Source organism: Flavobacterium sp. HSC-32F16, from assembly GCF_024171645.1.
Taxonomy (GTDB): domain Bacteria; phylum Bacteroidota; class Bacteroidia; order Flavobacteriales; family Flavobacteriaceae; genus Flavobacterium.
Window position 1 is genome coordinate 80,683 of record NZ_JALKAC010000001.1, and the last position, 19,995, is coordinate 100,677.

General features: G+C 32.1%; 21 protein-coding genes and 2 tRNA genes. 10 read left to right on the forward strand and 13 right to left on the reverse strand.

What is annotated here, in order from left to right; translation table 11 throughout:
* Positions 1 to 20 precede the first annotated feature (20 nt).
* On the reverse strand, positions 21 to 1,088 hold the full coding sequence (gene aroB, locus L1276_RS00395) for a 3-dehydroquinate synthase (protein WP_253784340.1): 1,068 nt from the start codon (positions 1,086 to 1,088) through the stop codon (positions 21 to 23).
* 258 nt (positions 1,089 to 1,346) lie between these two features.
* Between aroB and L1276_RS00400 the strand changes: the two genes are divergently transcribed.
* Positions 1,347 to 2,516: a proline dehydrogenase family protein gene (locus L1276_RS00400; RefSeq protein WP_253784342.1), complete on the forward strand. Its 1,170-nt coding sequence runs from the start codon at positions 1,347 to 1,349 to the stop codon at positions 2,514 to 2,516.
* Positions 2,517 to 2,689: 173 nt separating this feature from the next.
* Here L1276_RS00400 and L1276_RS00405 read toward each other — a convergent pair whose 3' ends face one another.
* Positions 2,690 to 4,474, reverse strand: a complete 1,785-nt coding sequence (locus tag L1276_RS00405; RefSeq protein WP_253784344.1) for an ABC transporter ATP-binding protein — start codon at positions 4,472 to 4,474, stop codon at positions 2,690 to 2,692.
* Between the two features lie 264 nt (positions 4,475 to 4,738).
* Here L1276_RS00405 and L1276_RS00410 point away from each other — a divergent pair.
* The 7 genes from L1276_RS00410 to L1276_RS00440 all read left to right on the forward strand — a co-directional run bounded on the left by L1276_RS00410 (position 4,739) and on the right by L1276_RS00440 (position 9,294).
* A tRNA-Val gene (locus L1276_RS00410) sits at positions 4,739 to 4,816 on the forward strand.
* Positions 4,817 to 5,056: 240 nt separating this feature from the next.
* Positions 5,057 to 5,134, forward strand: a tRNA-Val gene (locus tag L1276_RS00415).
* 283 nt (positions 5,135 to 5,417) lie between these two features.
* On the forward strand, positions 5,418 to 5,648 hold the full coding sequence (locus tag L1276_RS00420) for a YgjV family protein (RefSeq protein ID WP_253784346.1): 231 nt from the start codon (positions 5,418 to 5,420) through the stop codon (positions 5,646 to 5,648).
* A gap of 11 nt (positions 5,649 to 5,659) precedes the next feature.
* On the forward strand, positions 5,660 to 6,139 hold the full coding sequence (locus L1276_RS00425; RefSeq protein ID WP_253784348.1) for a GNAT family N-acetyltransferase: 480 nt from the start codon (positions 5,660 to 5,662) through the stop codon (positions 6,137 to 6,139).
* Positions 6,140 to 6,225: 86 nt separating this feature from the next.
* Positions 6,226 to 7,656 carry a PLP-dependent aminotransferase family protein gene (locus tag L1276_RS00430; protein WP_253784350.1) on the forward strand — a complete coding sequence of 477 codons (1,431 nt, stop codon included), beginning with the start codon at positions 6,226 to 6,228 and terminating at the stop codon, positions 7,654 to 7,656.
* 65 nt (positions 7,657 to 7,721) lie between these two features.
* Positions 7,722 to 8,648: a ketopantoate reductase family protein gene (locus tag L1276_RS00435; protein ID WP_253784352.1), complete on the forward strand. Its 927-nt coding sequence runs from the start codon at positions 7,722 to 7,724 to the stop codon at positions 8,646 to 8,648.
* A gap of 13 nt (positions 8,649 to 8,661) precedes the next feature.
* Positions 8,662 to 9,294, forward strand: coding sequence for a class I SAM-dependent methyltransferase (locus L1276_RS00440; RefSeq protein ID WP_253784354.1), 633 nt, complete (start codon positions 8,662 to 8,664; stop codon positions 9,292 to 9,294).
* A 214-nt stretch (positions 9,295 to 9,508) separates the two neighbouring features.
* On the opposite strand, the gene L1276_RS00445 is transcribed toward L1276_RS00440, so the two are convergent.
* Complete coding sequence (locus tag L1276_RS00445) at positions 9,509 to 10,645, reverse strand: helix-turn-helix domain-containing protein (RefSeq protein WP_253784356.1); 1,137 nt, start codon at positions 10,643 to 10,645, stop codon at positions 9,509 to 9,511.
* Positions 10,646 to 10,895: 250 nt separating this feature from the next.
* The gene (locus L1276_RS00450; protein ID WP_253784358.1) at positions 10,896 to 11,849 is read right to left on the reverse strand and encodes a hypothetical protein; all 954 of its coding nucleotides are present in this window, start codon (positions 11,847 to 11,849) and stop codon (positions 10,896 to 10,898) included.
* Positions 11,850 to 12,121: 272 nt separating this feature from the next.
* Here L1276_RS00450 and L1276_RS00455 point away from each other — a divergent pair, with 272 nt between their 5' ends.
* A complete protein-coding gene (locus L1276_RS00455; protein WP_253784359.1) occupies positions 12,122 to 12,517 on the forward strand; it encodes a VOC family protein in 396 nt (131 codons plus the stop codon).
* 10 nt (positions 12,518 to 12,527) lie between these two features.
* Here L1276_RS00455 and L1276_RS00460 read toward each other — a convergent pair whose 3' ends face one another.
* From L1276_RS00460 to L1276_RS00480, 5 genes are all read right to left on the reverse strand, one after another.
* The gene (locus L1276_RS00460; RefSeq protein ID WP_253784361.1) at positions 12,528 to 12,890 is read right to left on the reverse strand and encodes a nuclear transport factor 2 family protein; all 363 of its coding nucleotides are present in this window, start codon (positions 12,888 to 12,890) and stop codon (positions 12,528 to 12,530) included.
* A 23-nt stretch (positions 12,891 to 12,913) separates the two neighbouring features.
* A complete protein-coding gene (locus L1276_RS00465; protein WP_253784363.1) occupies positions 12,914 to 13,324 on the reverse strand; it encodes a VOC family protein in 411 nt (136 codons plus the stop codon).
* Between the two features lie 73 nt (positions 13,325 to 13,397).
* Positions 13,398 to 14,525 carry an NAD(P)/FAD-dependent oxidoreductase gene (locus tag L1276_RS00470; RefSeq protein WP_253786288.1) on the reverse strand — a complete coding sequence of 376 codons (1,128 nt, stop codon included), beginning with the start codon at positions 14,523 to 14,525 and terminating at the stop codon, positions 13,398 to 13,400.
* Between the two features lie 53 nt (positions 14,526 to 14,578).
* Positions 14,579 to 15,343, reverse strand: coding sequence for an AraC family transcriptional regulator (locus tag L1276_RS00475; protein WP_253784365.1), 765 nt, complete (start codon positions 15,341 to 15,343; stop codon positions 14,579 to 14,581).
* A 20-nt stretch (positions 15,344 to 15,363) separates the two neighbouring features.
* Positions 15,364 to 16,323 (reverse strand): AraC family transcriptional regulator, encoded by a 960-nt coding sequence (locus tag L1276_RS00480; RefSeq protein ID WP_253784368.1) that lies wholly within the window; start codon positions 16,321 to 16,323, stop codon positions 15,364 to 15,366.
* A 94-nt stretch (positions 16,324 to 16,417) separates the two neighbouring features.
* Here L1276_RS00480 and L1276_RS00485 point away from each other — a divergent pair, with 94 nt between their 5' ends.
* Complete coding sequence (locus L1276_RS00485; RefSeq protein WP_253784370.1) at positions 16,418 to 17,581, forward strand: NAD(P)/FAD-dependent oxidoreductase; 1,164 nt, start codon at positions 16,418 to 16,420, stop codon at positions 17,579 to 17,581.
* Positions 17,582 to 17,760: 179 nt separating this feature from the next.
* Here L1276_RS00485 and L1276_RS00490 read toward each other — a convergent pair whose 3' ends face one another.
* The 4 genes from L1276_RS00490 to L1276_RS00505 form a co-directional block, all read right to left on the reverse strand.
* The gene (locus L1276_RS00490) at positions 17,761 to 18,324 is read right to left on the reverse strand and encodes a hypothetical protein (protein WP_253784373.1); all 564 of its coding nucleotides are present in this window, start codon (positions 18,322 to 18,324) and stop codon (positions 17,761 to 17,763) included.
* Positions 18,287 to 19,015: a hypothetical protein gene (locus L1276_RS00495; protein WP_253784374.1), complete on the reverse strand. Its 729-nt coding sequence runs from the start codon at positions 19,013 to 19,015 to the stop codon at positions 18,287 to 18,289. The genes L1276_RS00490 and L1276_RS00495 overlap by 38 nt, the downstream gene beginning before the upstream one ends.
* A 63-nt stretch (positions 19,016 to 19,078) precedes the next feature.
* On the reverse strand, positions 19,079 to 19,648 hold the full coding sequence (locus L1276_RS00500) for a Crp/Fnr family transcriptional regulator (protein ID WP_253784376.1): 570 nt from the start codon (positions 19,646 to 19,648) through the stop codon (positions 19,079 to 19,081).
* Positions 19,649 to 19,682: 34 nt separating this feature from the next.
* Positions 19,683 to 19,907 carry a DUF2798 domain-containing protein gene (locus tag L1276_RS00505; RefSeq protein ID WP_253784377.1) on the reverse strand — a complete coding sequence of 75 codons (225 nt, stop codon included), beginning with the start codon at positions 19,905 to 19,907 and terminating at the stop codon, positions 19,683 to 19,685.
* Between the last annotated feature and the right edge of the window lie 88 nt (positions 19,908 to 19,995).

Genomic DNA, 19,995 nt, shown 5'->3' on the forward strand with positions numbered 1-19,995 from the left:
TGCTTTTTATTAAAAAATATTTAAGATTTATAATCTTGAAACGCTTCCAGAATCAATTTATTTTCAACGGATTGGTTAATTTTTATTTTCCCTATTCCTTCAATTAATGCAAATTGAATTAAACCGTATTCATTTTTTTTATCATGAACCAGTAATTCAAGAATAGGATTGATGTCATTTTCTTCAAATTTCACATCCTCATAAATAGATTTTATGGCTGTTTTTATTTCAGAATATTCTTTAGCAGTAATTAAATTTTTGTGAAGCGAAATGTAACTTTCCAAGATCATTCCTACAGCAATTGCTTCACCATGTAATAAGGTTGTTTTTTCTTCACTTTCTAAAAAGTAACTTTCTATTGCGTGTCCTAGTGTATGTCCAAAATTCAATGCCTTACGAATGTTTTTTTCTGTTGGATCCTGAATTACGATTTCATTTTTAATTTCGACTGAGCGATAAATTAATTCATCTAATGCATTGTAATCAATTGCGGCCAAATCAAGAAATTCCTGCCAGTAAGCAGCATCATATATTAAACCGTGTTTCAACATTTCTGCCAATCCGGAACGCATTTCGGTTTGTGGTAAAGTTTCAAGATAATCTGTGTCAATTAAAACCATCTGCGGTACATTAATAACGCCAATCTGATTTTTAAGATTTCCTAAATCAACTCCGGTTTTACCGCCAACAGAAGCATCGACCATAGATAATAAGGTTGTTGGGATATTGATAAAATCAACACCTCTTTTAAAGGTTGAAGCAACAAAACCTCCCAGATCAGTTACAACACCGCCTCCAAGATTTATAATCAAAGACTTTCTATCTGCACCAAGCTCTGTTAAAACGTGCCAGATTTCGATACAAGTTTCAATATTTTTATTTGCTTCTCCTGCTTCAAACTCAATAATTTCGATATTTAAATCGGTTTCAATAACAGGCAGTAATTTAGGAAGACAATACTCATTTGTTTCAGTATCAACAATAATAAAGAGGTTTGAGTACTTGTTTTCTTTTAAATGTTTATTTAGCGCTTCGTAAGCATTCTGGTTAAAATGTACGAGATAATTGTTTGCTTGAATAGATTGCATAATTCTGTCAGTTAATTGAAACCGCAAAATAAGGGATTTTTAAACAAATAATATTCAAACTTTGACCCTAATTTGTTTTAAAATGAATGATTCTAAGTAATCTTTTTGGATTTTAAATTCAATTTTTAAAAATGGCGTAAAATTTTACTTCTTAAATTAATTTACGGGATAATAGATATTGATAATTTCAAAAATTTTCATACGATTTCGTAAAGAATATTCAAAACACTCTATATCTTTGCACAAAAACTAAACTTAATGGAAAAAATATTCGATAACACCCAAGTTGCTTTTTCACTTAAAAGTGACACTGAACTTGACAGAGCTTATTTTCTTTTTAAAATGATTGACAGTGAGCCTTTAGTACGAATTGGAACTGCTGTAACTAACTTTGCAATTAAAGCCCATCTTCCGGTTGAAGGATTGATTCGTGCCACAGTTTTTGATCATTTTTGCGGCGGTGTAAACGAAAATGACTGTTTAACTGTAGTAGATAAAATGTTTACAAAAGGCGTTTCATCTGTATTAGATTATTCAGTTGAAGGGAAAGAAGAAGAGGCTCAATTTGATGCTGCTTTAGAAATGACCTTAAAAACTATTGAATTTGCAAAAGAGCGTCTTGCTATTCCGTTTGCGGTATTTAAGCCAACTGGTTTAGGACGTTTTGAATTGTATGAGAAATTAGGTGAGAAACAAACTTTAAATGCTGCTGAACAAGAAGAATGGAATAGGGTAGTAGATCGTTTTGATCAGGTTTGCAGTGAAGCGCATAAAAAGGATGTAGCATTATTGATTGATGGTGAAGAAAGCTGGATGCAGGATGCTGCTGATGATTTGGTTACCGATATGATGCGTAAGTATAATAAGGAAAAAGCAATTGTATTTAATACGCTTCAAATGTACCGTTGGGATCGTTTGGATTACTTAAAAGGACTGCACGAAATCGCTAAAAAAGAAGGTTTCTTTATTGGAATGAAATTAGTTCGTGGTGCTTATATGGAAAAAGAAAACAAACGTGCGGAAGAAAAAGGATATGTTTCGCCAATTTGTGTTTCTAAACAAGCTACTGATGATAATTATGATGCTGCCGTAAACTATATGTTAGATCATTTAGAAACCATGTCAATTTTTGCAGGAACTCATAACGAATTAAGTTCATACAAACTTATGGAAATGATGGCGCAGAAAGGTATTTCTAAAAATGATAACAGAATTTGGTTTGGGCAATTGTACGGAATGAGCGATAATATTAGTTATAATTTAGCCGAAAACGGTTATAATGTAGCAAAATATCTTCCGTTTGGACCTGTTAAAGATGTTATGCCGTACTTGATTCGTCGTGCAGAGGAAAACACTTCGGTTGCCGGACAAACAAGCCGTGAATTATCGATGATTAAAACGGAACGTAAACGCAGAAAAGGAAAATAATTAGTTTTCGGTTTCAGTTTTCAGTTTATATAAAAAAAGCTCCAATATTTTTATTGGAGCTTTTTTTATTCGTTTAGTCAGTATTTAAATTCAACAGGTTTTTAAAGCTGTCGGGTTGCATTCGATATATTTTAGCTTTTTTATTGAAAATTCTAAAATTGAAAAATTTTATTTTAAGAATTACTGAACTGTAGATTGCTTAAGTTTTTATAAATTCCGTTTTCAAGATTTATTAATTCCTGATGTGTTCCTTGTTCAGAGATTTTTCCGTTATCCAGAACTAAGATTTTATCAGCGTTTCTAATCGTTGAAAGACGGTGAGCGATGATAATACTTGTTCTTCCTTCCATTAATACTTCTAAAGCTTCCTGAACCAGTTTTTCGCTTTCGCTGTCTAAGGATGAAGTTGCTTCGTCTAATATCAAGATACTCGGGTTTTTAAGCAAAGCCCTTGCAATCGCAATACGCTGACGCTGTCCGCCTGAAAGTTTAACACCGCGTTCTCCAACCAAAGTTTCAAATTTCTCCGGAAAACCATCAACAAAATTGAATGCATTGGCTTGTTTTGCAGCCTGAATAATTTCTTCATCAGTTGCATCTGGTTTTCCGTAAGCGATATTTTCTTTGATCGTTCCTCCAAAAAGAATAACATCCTGCGGTACAATACTCATATTACCTCGAAGATCTTCCAGATCATAATCGTAAATATTTTTTCCGTCCACGGTAATTTCTCCCGAAGTAATATCATAGAATCTCAATAAAAGAGAAGAAATTGTAGATTTTCCGGCGCCGCTTGGTCCAACAATAGCAATTTTCTGTCCGAATTCAGCCTTGAAATTAACATCTTTTAAAACCTGTATTTCCTGACGTGTTGGGTAGCTGAAAGCAACATTACTAAATATTACGTTTCCTTTTATTTTTTCCTGATTTCTATTTGAATCTGAATTGATTTTTTCAGGGCTTTCATCTAATAATTCAAAAACTCTTTCGGTTGCACCAATGGCTTTCTGGATTTGTGCATATAATTCGGCAATTCCTCCAAAAGAAGCTCCAACAAAAGTAGAATACAATACAAATGAAATTAATTGACCAACGCTCATTTCGCCGGCAATACTTAAACGTACGCCAAACCAAACTACAGCAACGATAGCACCAAATAAACAGAAGATTATAAATGATGCAAAATAACCACGATATTGCCCTCCTTTAATCGCCAATTTTACAACTTCGCTGATTTTACCTTTATAACGTGCAATTTCATACCATTCGTTTGCAAAGGCTTTAACGATACTGATTCCCTGCATGGTCTCTTCTACAATAACCTGGCTTTCGGCAACCTGATCTTGTACTTTTTTAGAATATTTTCTAATAAACCTTCCAAAAACCACAGCAGCAATTGCCACTAAAGGAACAACTGACAACATTAGTAAAGTAAGTTTTAAGCTTTCAGTAGCTAATAAAATCACACCGCCAATAATCAATATAAATTGACGTAAAAACTCAGCTATTGTTGTTGTTAAAGTATCCTGGATTTGTGTAATATCAGCACTGATACGGCTGTTTAATTCTCCAACTCTCTTTTGAGAAAAGAAAGTCATTGGCAGTTTAACTAAATTAGTATACAAAGCCAAACGAAGGTTTGCTAATGTATTTTCAGTAAAGTTTACAAATAATGATAATCTGAAGAATGAGAAAAAAGATTGTAAAAACAAGATTGCAATTAATCCAAAAGCAATTTGATTCGCCTGACCGTTGTCTTTATTTTTTACACAGTCTACAAGCATTCCCATCAATTTAGGAAAGGCGAGGGCTGTGGCGCCTGTTAAGATCAGAAAAATTAATCCAATGAAGAATTTCCATTTGTGATTTCCTGCGTATGTAAATATTGTTTTTGCTTTGTTAAGTGAAGTAGCCGTTATTTTTGATTTTGGTAAATCATTTTCTTTAAATCGTGCCATTAGTGTATACTATTTTAGGTATGCAAATGTATGACTATAGCAAATCAATACAAAGCAATATTAAGAATTACAGAGTCAGTTTTTGTTTTTTAACTAAATTATAAGAAAACCAGAAAATTTCTTTGTTTTTTAAGAAGCTGAAAAATAGAACAGTAAATAAAAAGATTAAATTTTATTTCATTTTTTTTCAAAAATGCTTGCAAATACAAAATCTAACTGTAATTTTGCACTCGCAATCACAAACGATAGCAGCCTAATAAAATAGGGCGATTAGCTCAGCTGGTTCAGAGCACCTCGTTTACACCGAGGGGGTCGGGGGTTCGAACCCCTCATCGCCCACCATTTTAAACAACCTCTAAAGTCATTTGATTTTGGAGGTTTTTTTATGTTTCATATTCATCTGATAATTCTGATTTTGGCGCAGTAATAAACAATAGTCGAACTTTTTGATTGAATAGGGAAAAGTTTGATACACAATAGAGTAAAAGATTTTTCTCTTTTTTTTATAAAAACGCTTGCAAATACAAAATCTAGCTGTATATTTGCACTCGCAATCACGAACGATAGCAGCCTAGTAAAATAGGGCGATTAGCTCAGCTGGTTCAGAGCACCTCGTTTACACCGAGGGGGTCGGGGGTTCGAACCCCTCATCGCCCACCATTTTTAAACAACCTCCAAAGTCATTTGATTTTGGAGGTTTTTTTGTTCGAATAAATCGAATGATTTACAGGTAATTTCTTCAGTGTCTGTATTTACAGTAAAGAATTGTTTCTAACATCTTAAGGACGAATTCATTATTTTTTGGCTTACTATTTCTATTCTAAAGTAATTCCATTTTTCTCATTTTGATTAATCTGTATCTGTAGAATATTCTTTTTTTGTATCTGTATCTTATATTCTGTATGAACTACTTTTGCTAAGTATTAGAATAACAATATAATTTATGATACATGTAATTGGTTATATCGCATTACTGTTAAATACTATTTCGATAACAATGAAAAATGTATTGTATTTACGGATACTTTCTTTAATTGCAAACTTGATTTATATTATTTACGGAATTCTGCTGGGTATTCCTCCAATGATTATTGGCTGTGCAGTGGCTATTATGGTACATACTTATAGAATATATAAATTGCACAAGGAGAAAACAGTAATTGCTGGTCACTAAAGATTTTCAGAATGGAAAAACAGATTAAATATTATAAGGCTGAGAGTGGTAATGATTTTGAAAAATGCAAAGAGATCATTGTTGAATATCTCGATACATTAGGAATTGATCTTGCGTACATGAATCTTCAAAAAGAATTTGCCGAAATGAAACAGATGTATGGAGGCAGTCAAGGAACATTTTTTTATGCATTAGATAAAAAGGAAGTAATTGGCTGTATAGGTGTTCGAAGAATTGAAACAGAAATTGCAGAACTCAAAAGGCTTTATGTTAAAGATTCTCACAGAGGATATAAAGTAGGCGTTACACTTCTTCAAAATGCTCTAGAATCAGCGTCTAAGCTAGGCTATAAAAAAATCAGGCTTGATGTGATTCCAACTTTACAAAAAGCCAAACAACTTTATATTTCATTTGGATTTTATGAAATAACACCATACTTCAAAAATCCGGTTGAAGGTACAACTTACATGGAAAAGAATTTACTAGAATAAAATATATAAAAAGTTGTATCTTTTTTTATAATAACTAATACAGATGTAGTTTTAGTAACTTTACAGGGTACAGTAAATTTGTTTATATGAAAAAGGAAGTTTTATACATTAAAATAGCCAAGGTTATAGAGGAACAAATTCTGAGAGGTACATTTAAGATTGGAGAAAGACTTCCTTCAATCCGTACCGTACAAAAACTCTATAATGTGAGTTTAAATACTGCTAAGCAGGCTTTTTTAGAATTAGAAAGTAAATCTCTGATAGAATCAAGGCCTAAATCAGGTCATTTTGTGAGCAAGACTTCCCAGCGAAAATTTGCACTTCCTTCTATCAGTATATTAAACACTGTTCAAAAAGAGCGTTCATCGGAAGATCTATTAAAGACCGTTTTCGATACACTGAACGATAAGAATATTACTCAGTTTTCTCTTGGTGTTCCAGACCAAAGTCTTCTGCCTGTTGCCAAATTGAATAAAGGAGTAATCACTGCAATGCGTAATCTGGAAGATGGAGGTACAAATTACGAAACAGCACAAGGTAATATCAATCTAAGAAGAACAGTTGCCAAATGGTCTCTGGTTTTAGAAGGTAAATTAACAGAGGATGATCTGGTTACTACAGCAGGAGCAATGAATGCTATTTTTAATTGCCTTAAAGCGGTTACTTCATCTGGAGATACTATAGCAATAGAAAGTCCTGCTTATTTTGGTATCCATCAAATTATAAAATCCTTAGGTTTAAAAGCAATAGAAATTCCAACACATCCTATTACTGGAGTTGATTTAGAAGCGGTAAAAAAAGTTCTTCCTCAAATAAAAGCCTGTTATTTTATAAGCAACTTCAGCAATCCATTAGGAAGCCTAATGCCCGATAATCATAAAAAAGAATTGGTTAGAATGCTTACTGAATTCAATATACCTTTAATTGAAGATGATATATATGGTAATCTTTTTTTTGGCACTTCAAGACCAAAACCCTGTAAAGCTTTTGATGAAGAAGGAATTGTAATGTGGTGTGGTTCTGTATCCAAAACTTTAGCACCAGGTTATAGAGTGGGATGGGTAGCACCTGGAAAATTTAAAGAAAAAATTATCCGGCAGAAATTTTCACAAATGGTTTCTACACCAACATTATATCAGGAAGTTATTGCAGATTTTATGGAAAATGGAAGGTACGATCATCATTTGAGAACTTTCCGAAATAAATTGTATTCCAATTGTTTACAGTTTCAGAGAGCTATAGAAGATTATTTCCCAGACAATACCAAAATATCTCAGCCACAGGGAGGTTTTATGTTATGGCTTGAATTGGATAAATCTATTGATACAGCACAAATATATGATAACGCAATAAAGCAAAAGATTAGTTTTGCTCCCGGCAGACTTTTTTCACAGCACAACCAATTCAATAATTGCATGCGTTTAAATTTTGCACTGGAATGGAATGATAAATTAGATGATGATCTTAAACGCTTGGGAAATATTGTGAAGCACGAATTAAAAACTATATCCTATTAAACTCTGAAAACTGTATCTGTGTCTATAAAAATCAGATATCTAGTTTTGCTGAAAAAGATAATATAATGAATACGAATCAAAATAATATTTTCATTATTGGGAACGGGCTAATTGGAAAAGCTTTGGCTGTCGCTTTAATTCTGAATGGAAAGAAAGTAACAATTCTTCGCGGAAGCGTTGACAATCAGCCTGAAAATATTGAAAATATACAAGTAGAAATTGAAAATAAACTAATAGAGGCAGAGGTTAAGGTAAGTTCACTTTTTAACTACGAAAGCCTTGATGGAATTATATTGTTAACGAATAAATCATTTGGAAACTCTGTTCTTGCTGATAAACTGAAAGATAAGACTGGAAAATCTCCCATTGTTTTTCTTCAAAATGGACTGCATATTGAAAATAGTTTTATTGACAAAGGCTTTGATGAGCTTTACAGATGTGTTTTATTGGCAACGAGTGAATCTATAGAAAATAATAAAGTGCGATTTAAGTTAGTTGCTCCTTCGCCAATTGGAATCATTAAAGGTTCAAATGAAATTCTGCAAGAAATCGTTGATGTCCTGGATACTAACCTTTTTTCATTTAGAAATGAAAAGGATATACAAACCATCATTTGGAAAAAAGTAATAAGTAATTGCGTTTTTAATTCTATTTGCCCTTTATTGGAAACTGATAATGGAATTTTCCAGCGTAATAATGAAGTGTTGCAAATTGCAAAAAAAGTGATCAAAGAATGCTTATTAGCAGCAAAAGAATATGGCATTGATTTAACAATGGAAGTTGTCTTAGAAAACATACTCACCATAAGTAAGATGTCTGACGGACAAAAAATATCAACCTATCAGGATATTCTAAACAAAAGAGAAACCGAAATAGAAACTATGAATTTAGCTATAGCCAAATCGGCGGTTTTAAAAGGAAATATCAGTGTTCCCGTAACTGAGATGCTTGGTCAATTAGTAAAAATAAAGTCAGAATTAACAAGAAACTAACTATCTTGGAATTATGAATAAGAAACAAAGCAGTCCTTGGAACGAAATACCGCTGGAAGATTATGAAAAGCATATGTCTCATAATTCAGTGGGTCAGTTAGAAGTTTTAAATACATTGACCAAAAAATATCTAAGTAGGATAAAACCTAAAACATGTCTTTTTTTAGGTGTTGCAGGCGGAAATGGTTTAGGAAATATTGATAATAGTATTACTCAAAATGTATTTGGAATCGATATCAATCAAGATTATCTTAACAAAGCGAAAGAAAGATATGGGGAAACAATCGCCTCACTGGAACTTATAAATTTTGATATAACTTCAGATAAAAAAGTATTTTGTAAAGCTGATTTTATCTGGGCGGGTTTAGTCTTAGAATATACCGGAATTGATAAAAGTTTAGATTTTTCAATAAATAACCTTCAGCCAGATGGAAATTTAATTGTATCAATACAATCAAATAATGGTGTCCAGTCGGTGAGCCGGTCAGGAATTGAAAGTGTTCAAAAAGTCGGGTCAATTTTTCAACTTATAGATCCAGAAATCCTCATTGACAAAGCAGTAAAAATGGGATTAAAACTTATTGAAAATGAAGAGTCTTTTTTTCCTAACGGAAAATCACTAAAGACTTTTCATTTCAAAATATAATTCTCCCAAAATCACCTAATTTGATGTTTATTTGAGTGAAAGTTTCTTTAAATCTTGTAGAAAATGATTCGTAAACAAGTTCTTAAACCCACCAGAAACTCCTCAAGGAATTAATGCTTTTTTATATAAAAGAATAAATACTTATGAAACGTTTCGATTTTTCATCGTAAATGGTTAGAAGTTTGCCCTTTCATAGCTCACAATAAGTAAAAACCTATTTAATGGTATTTTTATATTCATTTGGTGTTTGACCTGTAGCTTTTTTAAAAGCTTTATAAAAAGTCGTTTTTGAAGTAAACCCAGATTCTAATCCCATTGCCAGCAGATTATAGTTTTCATATTCAGAATTTGCCATCATTTCTTTAACAGCTTCAACCCGGTATTGATTAATGTAATTGGCAAAGTTGTCTCCAGTTATCGTATTTATAATTAATGAGACATATCCGGGGCTTATACCAAGTTTTTCAGCGACTTTTTCTCTGTTTAATGTACTGTCAGTATAAATGTGCTGTTCTTTGCAAAGAAGTTCCAGTTTTTGAAAATAAAGATTATCTGATGCGATAGGTTCCCTATATTCTTCGGCTGAAAAATTTTCTACAATTTGCAGATTGCTGTACGAAAGAGTTAGATCTGCATTTAGAAAATTATAAACAGCCTCTTTGTTTTTGGCCAGTTTGTATTTGTAAATGCCTACATAAGCTGTCCAGTGAATTATAAATGTTGCACATAAAGCCAGAACGCTCATAGTAGAAGAAATGTCATATTGAAAAAACAAGCCCGTTAGATAAATAATAAGAAAAGCGAATACCATTGAAGAAACAATTGTTAATAAGGTAATTATCCATTTCTTTTCTTTTGAATCCTTTAAATGTTTTATCATAAAATAAGAATAAAACAGCAGGAATGGAATGAATGTAAGTGCTAAAATAAGTTGAAACAGACCCAGTATTTCGATTACATTAATGCCTGACTTGGGAATATTATAAAATCCTGCAACACCATCAAGGTCGCGTGCAATATTAAGGACCGCCGAATAAGCAAATGGAATAAAACACAAATATTTTTTTTGTTTGCTTTTTACAGCATCCTCAATCCTGTTTATAATAAAAAGAAACAGGAAAGCTGGTATAAGAAATATCCATTCGATGTGGTCAATAAAGCGAAGAAAAGGATACGGGGTAAATGCTTCCTGAATCTCAAAAACATGATTCAGTAAAATAATTGAAAGGGCAAATAGTAAATATGCCAGATATTTATTTGAATTACTATTAAATAAGGAAGTCTTTAAAATAATTAAGCCTAAAACTATTCCCTGAAAAATCGCAATATTTAAAAGTGTTATATAAATCAATTTTTTAAGATAAGATTGTTTTCAAGATTTGTTTTGCGATATCATGATAATTAGTCATTTTAAAATACAGCTTATTTCATAATGTATAGATAGGCGAATTTATATTAATAGTAATAAACTTTCTTAAGGGATTAAGAAATGATTAACTAAAATGATTTATGATTTGTATGGAAAAGGATTGAAGTTTTTTTAAAACATCTAATTTTTGAAAGACGCTGTAAAATAACCTCTTAAAAAATTAAAGAGTTCATTATGTTTTTTTTTGATTATGAAAATATTCAATTTCTCTGAAGATTTTTTTCTCACTTATTTTTAACTGATTCCTAGATAATTTTATTTCTTTATAAATCCAATTATTGTACTTATCATACTTATATTTCATTGAGGTTTCGAATATAGAACTGTCATTATGAGGAGTTTCTTTTATCAAAACTGGATTTTCATTTTTATCATAGTTCCATGTTTTCTTAACAAAATTATCTTTAAAGCTTATAAGAAGCCCTTTTTTATCATATTCAAAAAGGAACTCATAAGTAGAAGCAACAAGAGATTTTGATGGTTTATGTCGAATATATACTATTTTAAACAGCACATTATCAACATAGCTGAAAACAGCTTCGTATAAAAGTTCTGTTTTATTTTTTTGACTATACGTTTTTGATTCTAATATTTGAAAATCGCTATTATAAATAATCGTAGTTTTTGACTGTTCATCTCTATTATTCCGAATACGAAACTTGTAGACAGATCCATTTTCTTTAAAATGATATTTTGTATCTCCTTGGTTAGGGTTCACCCATTTACTAATTTCACCATTATAATACGTGTGTTCTTCAATGGTTTTAAACTCTAAGTAATCAGTATAAAAAACTTCTGTTTGAGATGAAACTTTGTTATTAAAAGATTTTCTAATTTGTTTTATTTGAGGTGCTTTTAAACTATCAAAAAATAATATACTTTCTTCAAAGCCATTTTTATCTATTAAAAGTTGATACAATTCAAGGTTTTTATTGAAATTGTAAATTGTATTTATAACTTCAAAACCAGACTGGGCGGTTTCATTATGAATATTTTGTTTTTCTGAAATTCTACAAATATTCCCCCTTAACTCACCAAATGAAGCATAATCTACACCGCTGATTTCATGATTAAATAAATGGATATGCTTTGCAAGATGATTAGCTTTTACATATTCATTTTTCAAATACTTTTGAGTATAGAATAAACGGTTTGTTAGATTAATTGTATTTATGTCGCAGATAGTATCAAACATATTTTTATTTTACTTCTGTATTTTTTTTTAAATATTACCTCGATTCAACTTTTAAAAGCGCCGCATAAAGCTCATTCACAAATATCTGCTGCTTTTCATTTTCTTTAAAATATCGTTATTTCTAATCAATTAAAATTTGAAACGAGAATTATACATAAATTACTTAACTTTAACTATCCATCTATTTACTAAATAATAATCTTATGAAAACCAGAATGATATGGGCGAATTTAGCCACTAACGATATACAAAAAACGATTCAGTTTTATACTGATTTAGGTTTCAAACAAAATGGAGCAGAAACAAATGAACTGGTAAGTTTTTCTTTTACCGACAGTAATTTTATAATTAACTTTTTTACTGCCAAAAGATTTGAATGGGCTTTAAAAGGTAAGCCGGCCAACACAGAAACTCAAAATGAAATCATCTTTTCTTTATCTGCAGACAGCAGGGAAGAAGTTGATTTATGGCTGGAGAAAGTAAAAAAAGCCGGAGGCACCATTTTCTCTGAACCTGAAGATTTTGAAGTAGGATACACATTTGGTTTTACTGATCCAGACGGACATAAATTCAATTTCCTGTATTGGCCGGGAATGTAGTTTTTATAAACTAATTATTCTCAACCAATTCAATATCCATCGTCTTTATCAAACCATTCTGAAAAGTATAAACATGTTTAACGAATCCGTCAAACATTACGTTGTTTTGCAAATCCTTTACGTTTTGATGTACTTTTACCTCAAGGCTGCCATTTTCTCTTTGATTAAAACCAACCGGGTCAACTTTTGGGTTTATTTCTGTCCATTGTCTTGTCCAGTATTGTTTAATTTCGTCGTGTCCGCTAATATACCCGCCTTCCCATGCTTTTGACCACTGAATATCTGGCTGCATTGTTGATAATGCATTATCAATGTTTCTTTCGTTAAAAGCCGTATAAGCTTTGTATATTGTGTCTTCGAATTGATTTGCCATTTTTTTATTGATGATTTAAAATTTTAATAAATTGGTTCCCAAAGTTCAATTTTATTGCCTTCCGTATCCATAATATGCACAAATTTACCATAATCATACGTTTCGATGTCATCCAAAATGGTAACTCCGTTTTCTTTCAGATTTTCCAAAAGTCCTTCGATATTCTGAACACGATAATTAATCATAAACTCTTTTTTTGACGGCGAAAAATATTCATCACCTTTCTTAAAAGGACACCATTGCGTTGATTCTAACTTTTCAGGATTATCAAAATTTCTGGATTCAAAACTGGCAGAACCCCAATCGTTGATTTCCAAACCTAAATTTTTAGCATACCAGTCTTTAGTTTCTTTCGGATTTTCAAGAAAAAAGAAAATCCCGCCAATTCCGGTCACTTTTGGTGTAGTATCGGGTTGATTTTGTGATTCTTCCATATTTTGGTTTTTAAACGCTGCGTTAGTTTTCTTTTACTAAGATAGAATTATTTTCATCACAAATGCTAAATATTTAATCCACAAATTTTAAAAACGTAAAATCCTTTTTTAGCATTTCTATTTCATTTATTCTGGTTTCTTCTTGAGCTTTCGCAGCATAGACCTGCATTTGCAGCTCATAATTATAAACAGCCTCTTGTATTGTTTCAAAATCTGTGTTCAATAGATTTTCGGATAAAATTAAAGCATCCAAAAGGCCAATATTAGCGCCTTGTCCCGCAAATGGAGGCATTAAATGTGCCGCGTCGCCAATGAGTGTAATAGGTATGGGGCGATTATTTTTCCAAGGCTTTTCGACTGATATTTTTTTAGTTGGCAGACCTGTAAAAAACGAAGTTGAATTAAATAACTGTTGGTAAACAACACTCCAGTCATTAAAACGCTCTAAAATATATTGAATGATGCGCTCCGGATTTTGAAAATCTAACTCAAGCGTTTCAGGCATTTTAAAAATCACATTATAGCTTAAAACCTTACTGTTTTTAGGGTTTGCAACTAATGAATTTCCATTATATGAAGTCATTAAAATTTTGTCATCACACAATTTATAGAAATCAGGACATTTTAGCTCTGGTTCAGATACTTCACCTTGTATCATATACGTTCCCGTAAATTCAACTTCTGTATCAGTAAGATATTTTCTAATAGCAGTCATTCCGCCGTTTGCTCCAATAATAAAATCTGCTGTTTCGACTGTACCATTTTCAAAATGCAAAATCCATTGATCTTTTTGCTTTTCAATTTTAATTAGCTTTCTGTCCCAAACAACCGTATCTTTTTCTAAACTACTGATTAATAAAGTTCTTAAATCATTTCGATTAATTTCCGGATTATTATATTGTTCTTCTTCAGAAGTTTCTTTGCTAAACAATACATTCCCCAGATGATCTGTCATAATCCTTCCCATCGGAATTGCTTTTTCATAATAACCATCGAGTAATCCTGCTTTTTGCATCGCATCTTGTCCTGAACCTTTATGTAAATCCAGCGTACCGCCCCAAATTCTTGATTTTGGATCTTTATCTCTTTCGTAAACCGTAACGTTAATTCCATTTTGCTGCAGTAATCTTGCCATGGTTAAACCAACCGGACCAGCGCCTGCAATGGCCGTTTTTTTATTTTGTAATAACATAATTTGCATCATTAAATTAGGTTACAAAATTGAAAAAGAAGTGTGGGATGAAATAGTAAAAATCAGCCGTTTTTAGGATTTGTTTTTTTTATTGCCACAATATCCATAAAACGATTGTCTGCATTTTTACTTAATTCTTTTGGTGTAACGCCAGAGTATTTTTTAATTTCCTTGATAAAATGATTCTGGTCTGAAAAGTTTTGATCCGGAAAAAGATTTCCTTCGCTGATAGATTTAAACGAAGAACCAAAACGAAGAATATTACAATAGGCTTTAAGCGAAATCCCAAATTGCTGATTAAAGTAACGATTGATCTGGCGACTGCTCCAAAACACATTTTCAGAAAGTTCCTTTACAGTTATTGATCCTTCAGAGAAATAAATAAGGTCAAATAATTTCTTTTTTCGATTATCCATATCATTTATCAAACTACCTTTTATTATTTGAGTTACTTTACTGCAAAAAATCTCAAAAGTATTCAAATCACTTTCTTGAAACTGCCATATTTTATCTGAAATATTTTTTCCTCCGTTTAAAACATCTTTAATAGAATCGCCAAACAAATACTCTACGGCCAGAAGTTTAAATCCAATAGAAAACATTTTTGTGCCAATGGGAATATGTATGGCACTTGGAATGGTATCTAAACCCCTAATTGATATTTTCCAGCCCTCAGAATTGATATTTATTGCAGCAAGATCAACCATTCCGTTTGGAAGAATAGTTGACGGAATATCTTTTCCGGTATTGTTTTCCAGCATCCAAAAGCTGTGCACAAAATGAGAAATCGAAGAATCCGGTAAAGCCGATTGAATTATTAAACCCATAAAACAAATTTAAATAAAAACTATAATGCTGAATATTTCTTTGGCTTTAAGCCGATATGCTGTTCAAAAACTCTTGAAAAATGGCTTAAATTGGTAAATCCTAATTCATATCCAGCTTCTGAAACAGATAAATGTTTTTCTTTTAAAAGTCTGGCTGCTTCCTGCATTCTCATAAATTGATAATATTCGAAAACGCCTTTTCCAAAAGTCTGTTTAAATAATTTTCGCAGTTTAGGTTCGCTCATTCCCGCTTCTTTGGCTAATGAAGCAATATCCGGCGCTTTGTCTAAATTAGACTGTAAATAAAATTTAATGCTATAAATTGCTTTTATATCTTTAATATGAATGCCGCTTGCCGGGGTTTGTTCTCGCTGCAGCAACATGGCAAAAATATGACATAAGAGTTCTTCGCATTTTAGTTTATTATAATGACTTTCTAAACTTTGAGGGACCAATTGGTGAATCATTTCGCCTGCCGTTGTAACCATTGCTGGAGAAATTCCGGTTTCGTAAGCAAAAGTATCCTGAGAAGAAAGTATGTTTGAGATAACAGGATGTTGTAGTTCGCTAAATCGTTGTTTTAAATAATCTCTTGAGGCAGAAATGGTAATGCTTCTAAAAAATGTATTTTGAGGCATTGCAATTACAGATGAAACCGACTGCATACAAATAAAAACATTGGGCTGTTCAGGTAAGAGTTTTTCCTTTTGAACAGAACTATCAAAAATACCGCTGAGAAAAAATATTACATTTTCCTGTCCTTCTGGAATTATATTTTTACGTTCAAGTACAATTTCTTCTTTTAAATAATAATTCCGAATCATCATTCGGAGATCATTTCCCCAATTAAAACCGGTCATATAACCTTCGCCTAACTTTTCCGGAATATCAATAAAACGTCCGCGGACAGAAGCGCCAATTGCATCTGCCAGCTTATTAAGAATTCCAGAACCGTCTTTATCTACAACTTCAATTTTCATTTACGACTATTTTAATATCAAAAACGGATATTTTATCTATAAATATACAAATAATTTTGTAGTAGAAATTTAAACCAAACAAAAAGAACACATTATGTTAATAGAAAATAAAAAAATAGCCATTGTTGGCGGCGGACCGGGAGGATTAACTCTTGCCCGATTGTTACAGGAAAAAGGGGCAGATGTAAAGGTCTATGAAAGAGACGAAAACAAATACATTCGCCAGCAAGGTTCTACACTTGATCTGCATGAAGATACTGGTTTAAAAGCCCTGCTAACTGCGGGATTAATGGATGAATTCAAAAAACACTACCGTCCCGGAGCTGATAAAATGAAAATTACAGATCGTACTATGGAGGTTGTTTACAATGATCATCATGAAAAAACCGAAGAAGATTTTGGAAACGAGCATTTTAGACCAGAAATTGATCGAGGTCCGCTCCGTGATTTGTTGATTTCGTCGCTTAAAGAAGAAAATATAATATGGAATTCTAAATTCATCGAAATGAAGTCATCAGGATCTGGCTGGGAAATTTCTTTTGAAAATGGAACAACCGCTTATGCCGATTTAGTTATCGCTTCTGATGGTGCCAATTCACGTGTTAGAAAATATCTTACAGATATTCAGCCTATATTTTCGGGAGTAACTGCAATTGAAATCAATGTTTATAATGCTCAAAAAAATGCTCCTAAATTGTGGAAATTGGTTAATGACGGAAAAATTTTTGCTTTAGAACAGGGAAAAACGGTTTTATGCAGTGCAAAAGGCGACGGAACACTTTCGGTCTTAATTGGTTTAAAAACAACACATGACTGGCTTGTTAAATCAGGAGTCGATTTTACTGATAAAACTGAAACTGCTCAATGGTTTAAAGAGGAATTTAAAAATTGGAATCCGGATTGGCAGGAACTTTTTGAAAGTGATGCCATTTGGCTTACGCCGCGCCCAATGTATCATTTTCCATTAGATGAGTCTTGGAAACCAATGTCAAATCTTACTATGATTGGCGATGCTGCCCATCGTATGCCGCCATACGCAGGAGAAGGGGCAAACCAGGCTTTGGCAGATGCATTAGAATTATATGAAGTTTTAACCTCTAATTTATTTGTAAATATGGAAGATGCAATTGGCTTTTTTGAAAAAAGAATGTGCGCCAGAACTTCTGAAATTACTGAAATTACCTTGCAGCAAACAGAAGCAATGCATGATGAAAATAACCTGCAGTTATTGATTGATTTCTTTAATGAAGTTTTTTAAAGTCACTTTGCATTCTCAGTATTAAGTCCTAAAAACTGAATAATGAGACTGTTACTGAATACTAAGCCTTTCTCTCAACTGGTCTAAAATACCACGATACAACAGTTAAAACTAATAATAAAGACGGACTAGTAAATAACAAAAAAAAGCCACTCTTAAAGTGGCTTTAGCTATATATATTATTCTATTTTTTTGAGAGTCAATTTTACCTCTTTGCTATCCAGAATTAATTCGTCGTTTGTTATTGTGCTTTCGCAAGGGTATGGAGTTCCTACTTCATCTTTAATCACTAAACTTTTCCCGCCTTTTGTCAAAGCGTATGTCCCATTTGTTATCTCTCTTGTCAAATATCCGGTAACATGTCCATCTTTTGTAAATGTTAGAGTCCCATCGGTTAGAATGACCGTTTTTAAGGAGTCAGACATAGGGATTTTGGGTTCTACGGCTGTTATTTTCCAAGAGTTAATCAGTTTATTTCTTCCCTTAGAACATGAAATCATTAATATTGCTGCCAATGCAAGCCCGAAGATAAATAATTTAGAATTTTTCATGATTTTGTGATTAATAATTAGACAGGAAAAAGATACAAAAAAAAGTTTTACCCCTAACATTTTATTAACATAAAAAGAATTAAAACATCTGATTTCTAATATTTTATTAAAATTAACCCGCTTTTTTAAGATTTGATCAGCCTTAAACAATCGTTCATAATTTGATAGAAGAGACGCAATTATTGGTGTCATTGCCAATCTCTTTCCAAAATGGTTTTGCTTTTAGACTTTTGATATTCCATTGTTTTTCATTTTTAAAATATTCATACAAAACCACGACGGTTTTTGGCTCTCCCAAAATATAAGCGATTCCGTTGCCTTCAATTTCAGTTTCCAGAATACTTATTTTCTGTTTTACAATTTCTGGCTGCAAAGGATTAATTATATAATGATCAAAAGGAAAACTTCCATCTAAATCTGGAAAAATATCTCTTTGATTATAAGCATAAATAAAGCTGAATACTTTTTTGTGCATAGACAGATTCCGATTAATCTCGTACAAATGAGAAAGCGATGTAACATCACCAATCAGGTAATAATAAGCTGCTGAATCGTCAACAAGTAATTTTCCTTTTGGCGGTTTAAAATATAAAATATCATCCTTTTCGAGTGTTCTTACCCAATTAGCTCCTTTTCCTTTTGAAAAAGTACATATTGCAACATCAATAATCTGATGAACCGGCTCGTAATTCCAAATAGAATATTTGCGGGTTTCGAGGTTGGGGAATGAGAGGCAGTCGCCCAAAAAAATATCTATTGTAAACCCCGGAATATATTCCATTTTCTCAAAGTCAGAACTTTGAATTTTCAAATGAAATACGTGTCTGTTGATCTGCTTAATGTCAATTAATCTGCCTTTCTGAATTTCATGGTTTGTCTGCATAATTTTTAAATTTGATGCAAAGATGAAACTTGAAAAAAGAGTAATTATTGACTTAAGTCAAAATCAGATTTTTGATTTTAACCGACTTAGAGTTTCTTGAGAAATATTTAAGTAAGAGGCTACCATTTTGTTCGGTAAACGCTGCACTAATTTTGGATTTTGGTTTAGCAGTAACTTATAACGTTCTTTAGCGTCCATGGTTATAAACGACATTAATCGCTTTGTGTTGGTTATATAAGCAACTTCCAGATAATGTCTGTAGAATTTTTCCCAAGCGGGAACTAAATCTATCAAATGATAAAAATCTTTTTGAGTAATACACAATAACTCTGTTTCTTCAAGTGCCTGAATAAATTCAAAAGAAGGTTCATTAGTAATAAAACTGACTAAAGCCGTGGCAAAATTATCTTCAAAAGCCAGATAACGTGTAGAATCCAGTCCTTCTTCATTAATAAAAAAGATACGCAGACAACCTTTGCCAACGAAAAACATTCGCTGGCTGGTTTGTCCGTGTGTTACCAAAATTTCATTTCTTTTTGGCTTTAAAGGTTTAAAAAAAGATAATATCGTTTCCATTTCGGAATCGTTTACAATAATCTCTTTTCGGATATAATTTTCTATTTGTTTATACATTGATTTTCTTTTAAAACATTTAAAAACTATATATTTATTGGTTATTAGTTACTTTTTCTGAAAGTTTTCTGGCATTTGGAATTATCAAAAAGGCTGCTATATAAGCAACCGGAAGCATAATTGTCCAGGCTTTTAGAAATTTTAAAAACCAATCTTCACCAAATCCGTAATTGCGAATTAAACCCACAAAGGCCATTATAAGTGTCATTGGAATTACAACAAATAAAGTGTTAACATACTTAAAGTGTCTCTTTTTCATTTTTTTAAATTTTAAATTAATACAAGCGCAAAGATGCGTTGGAGGTACTAATTCAAAATTGACATAAGTCAAAAAAGGCTTATTCAGA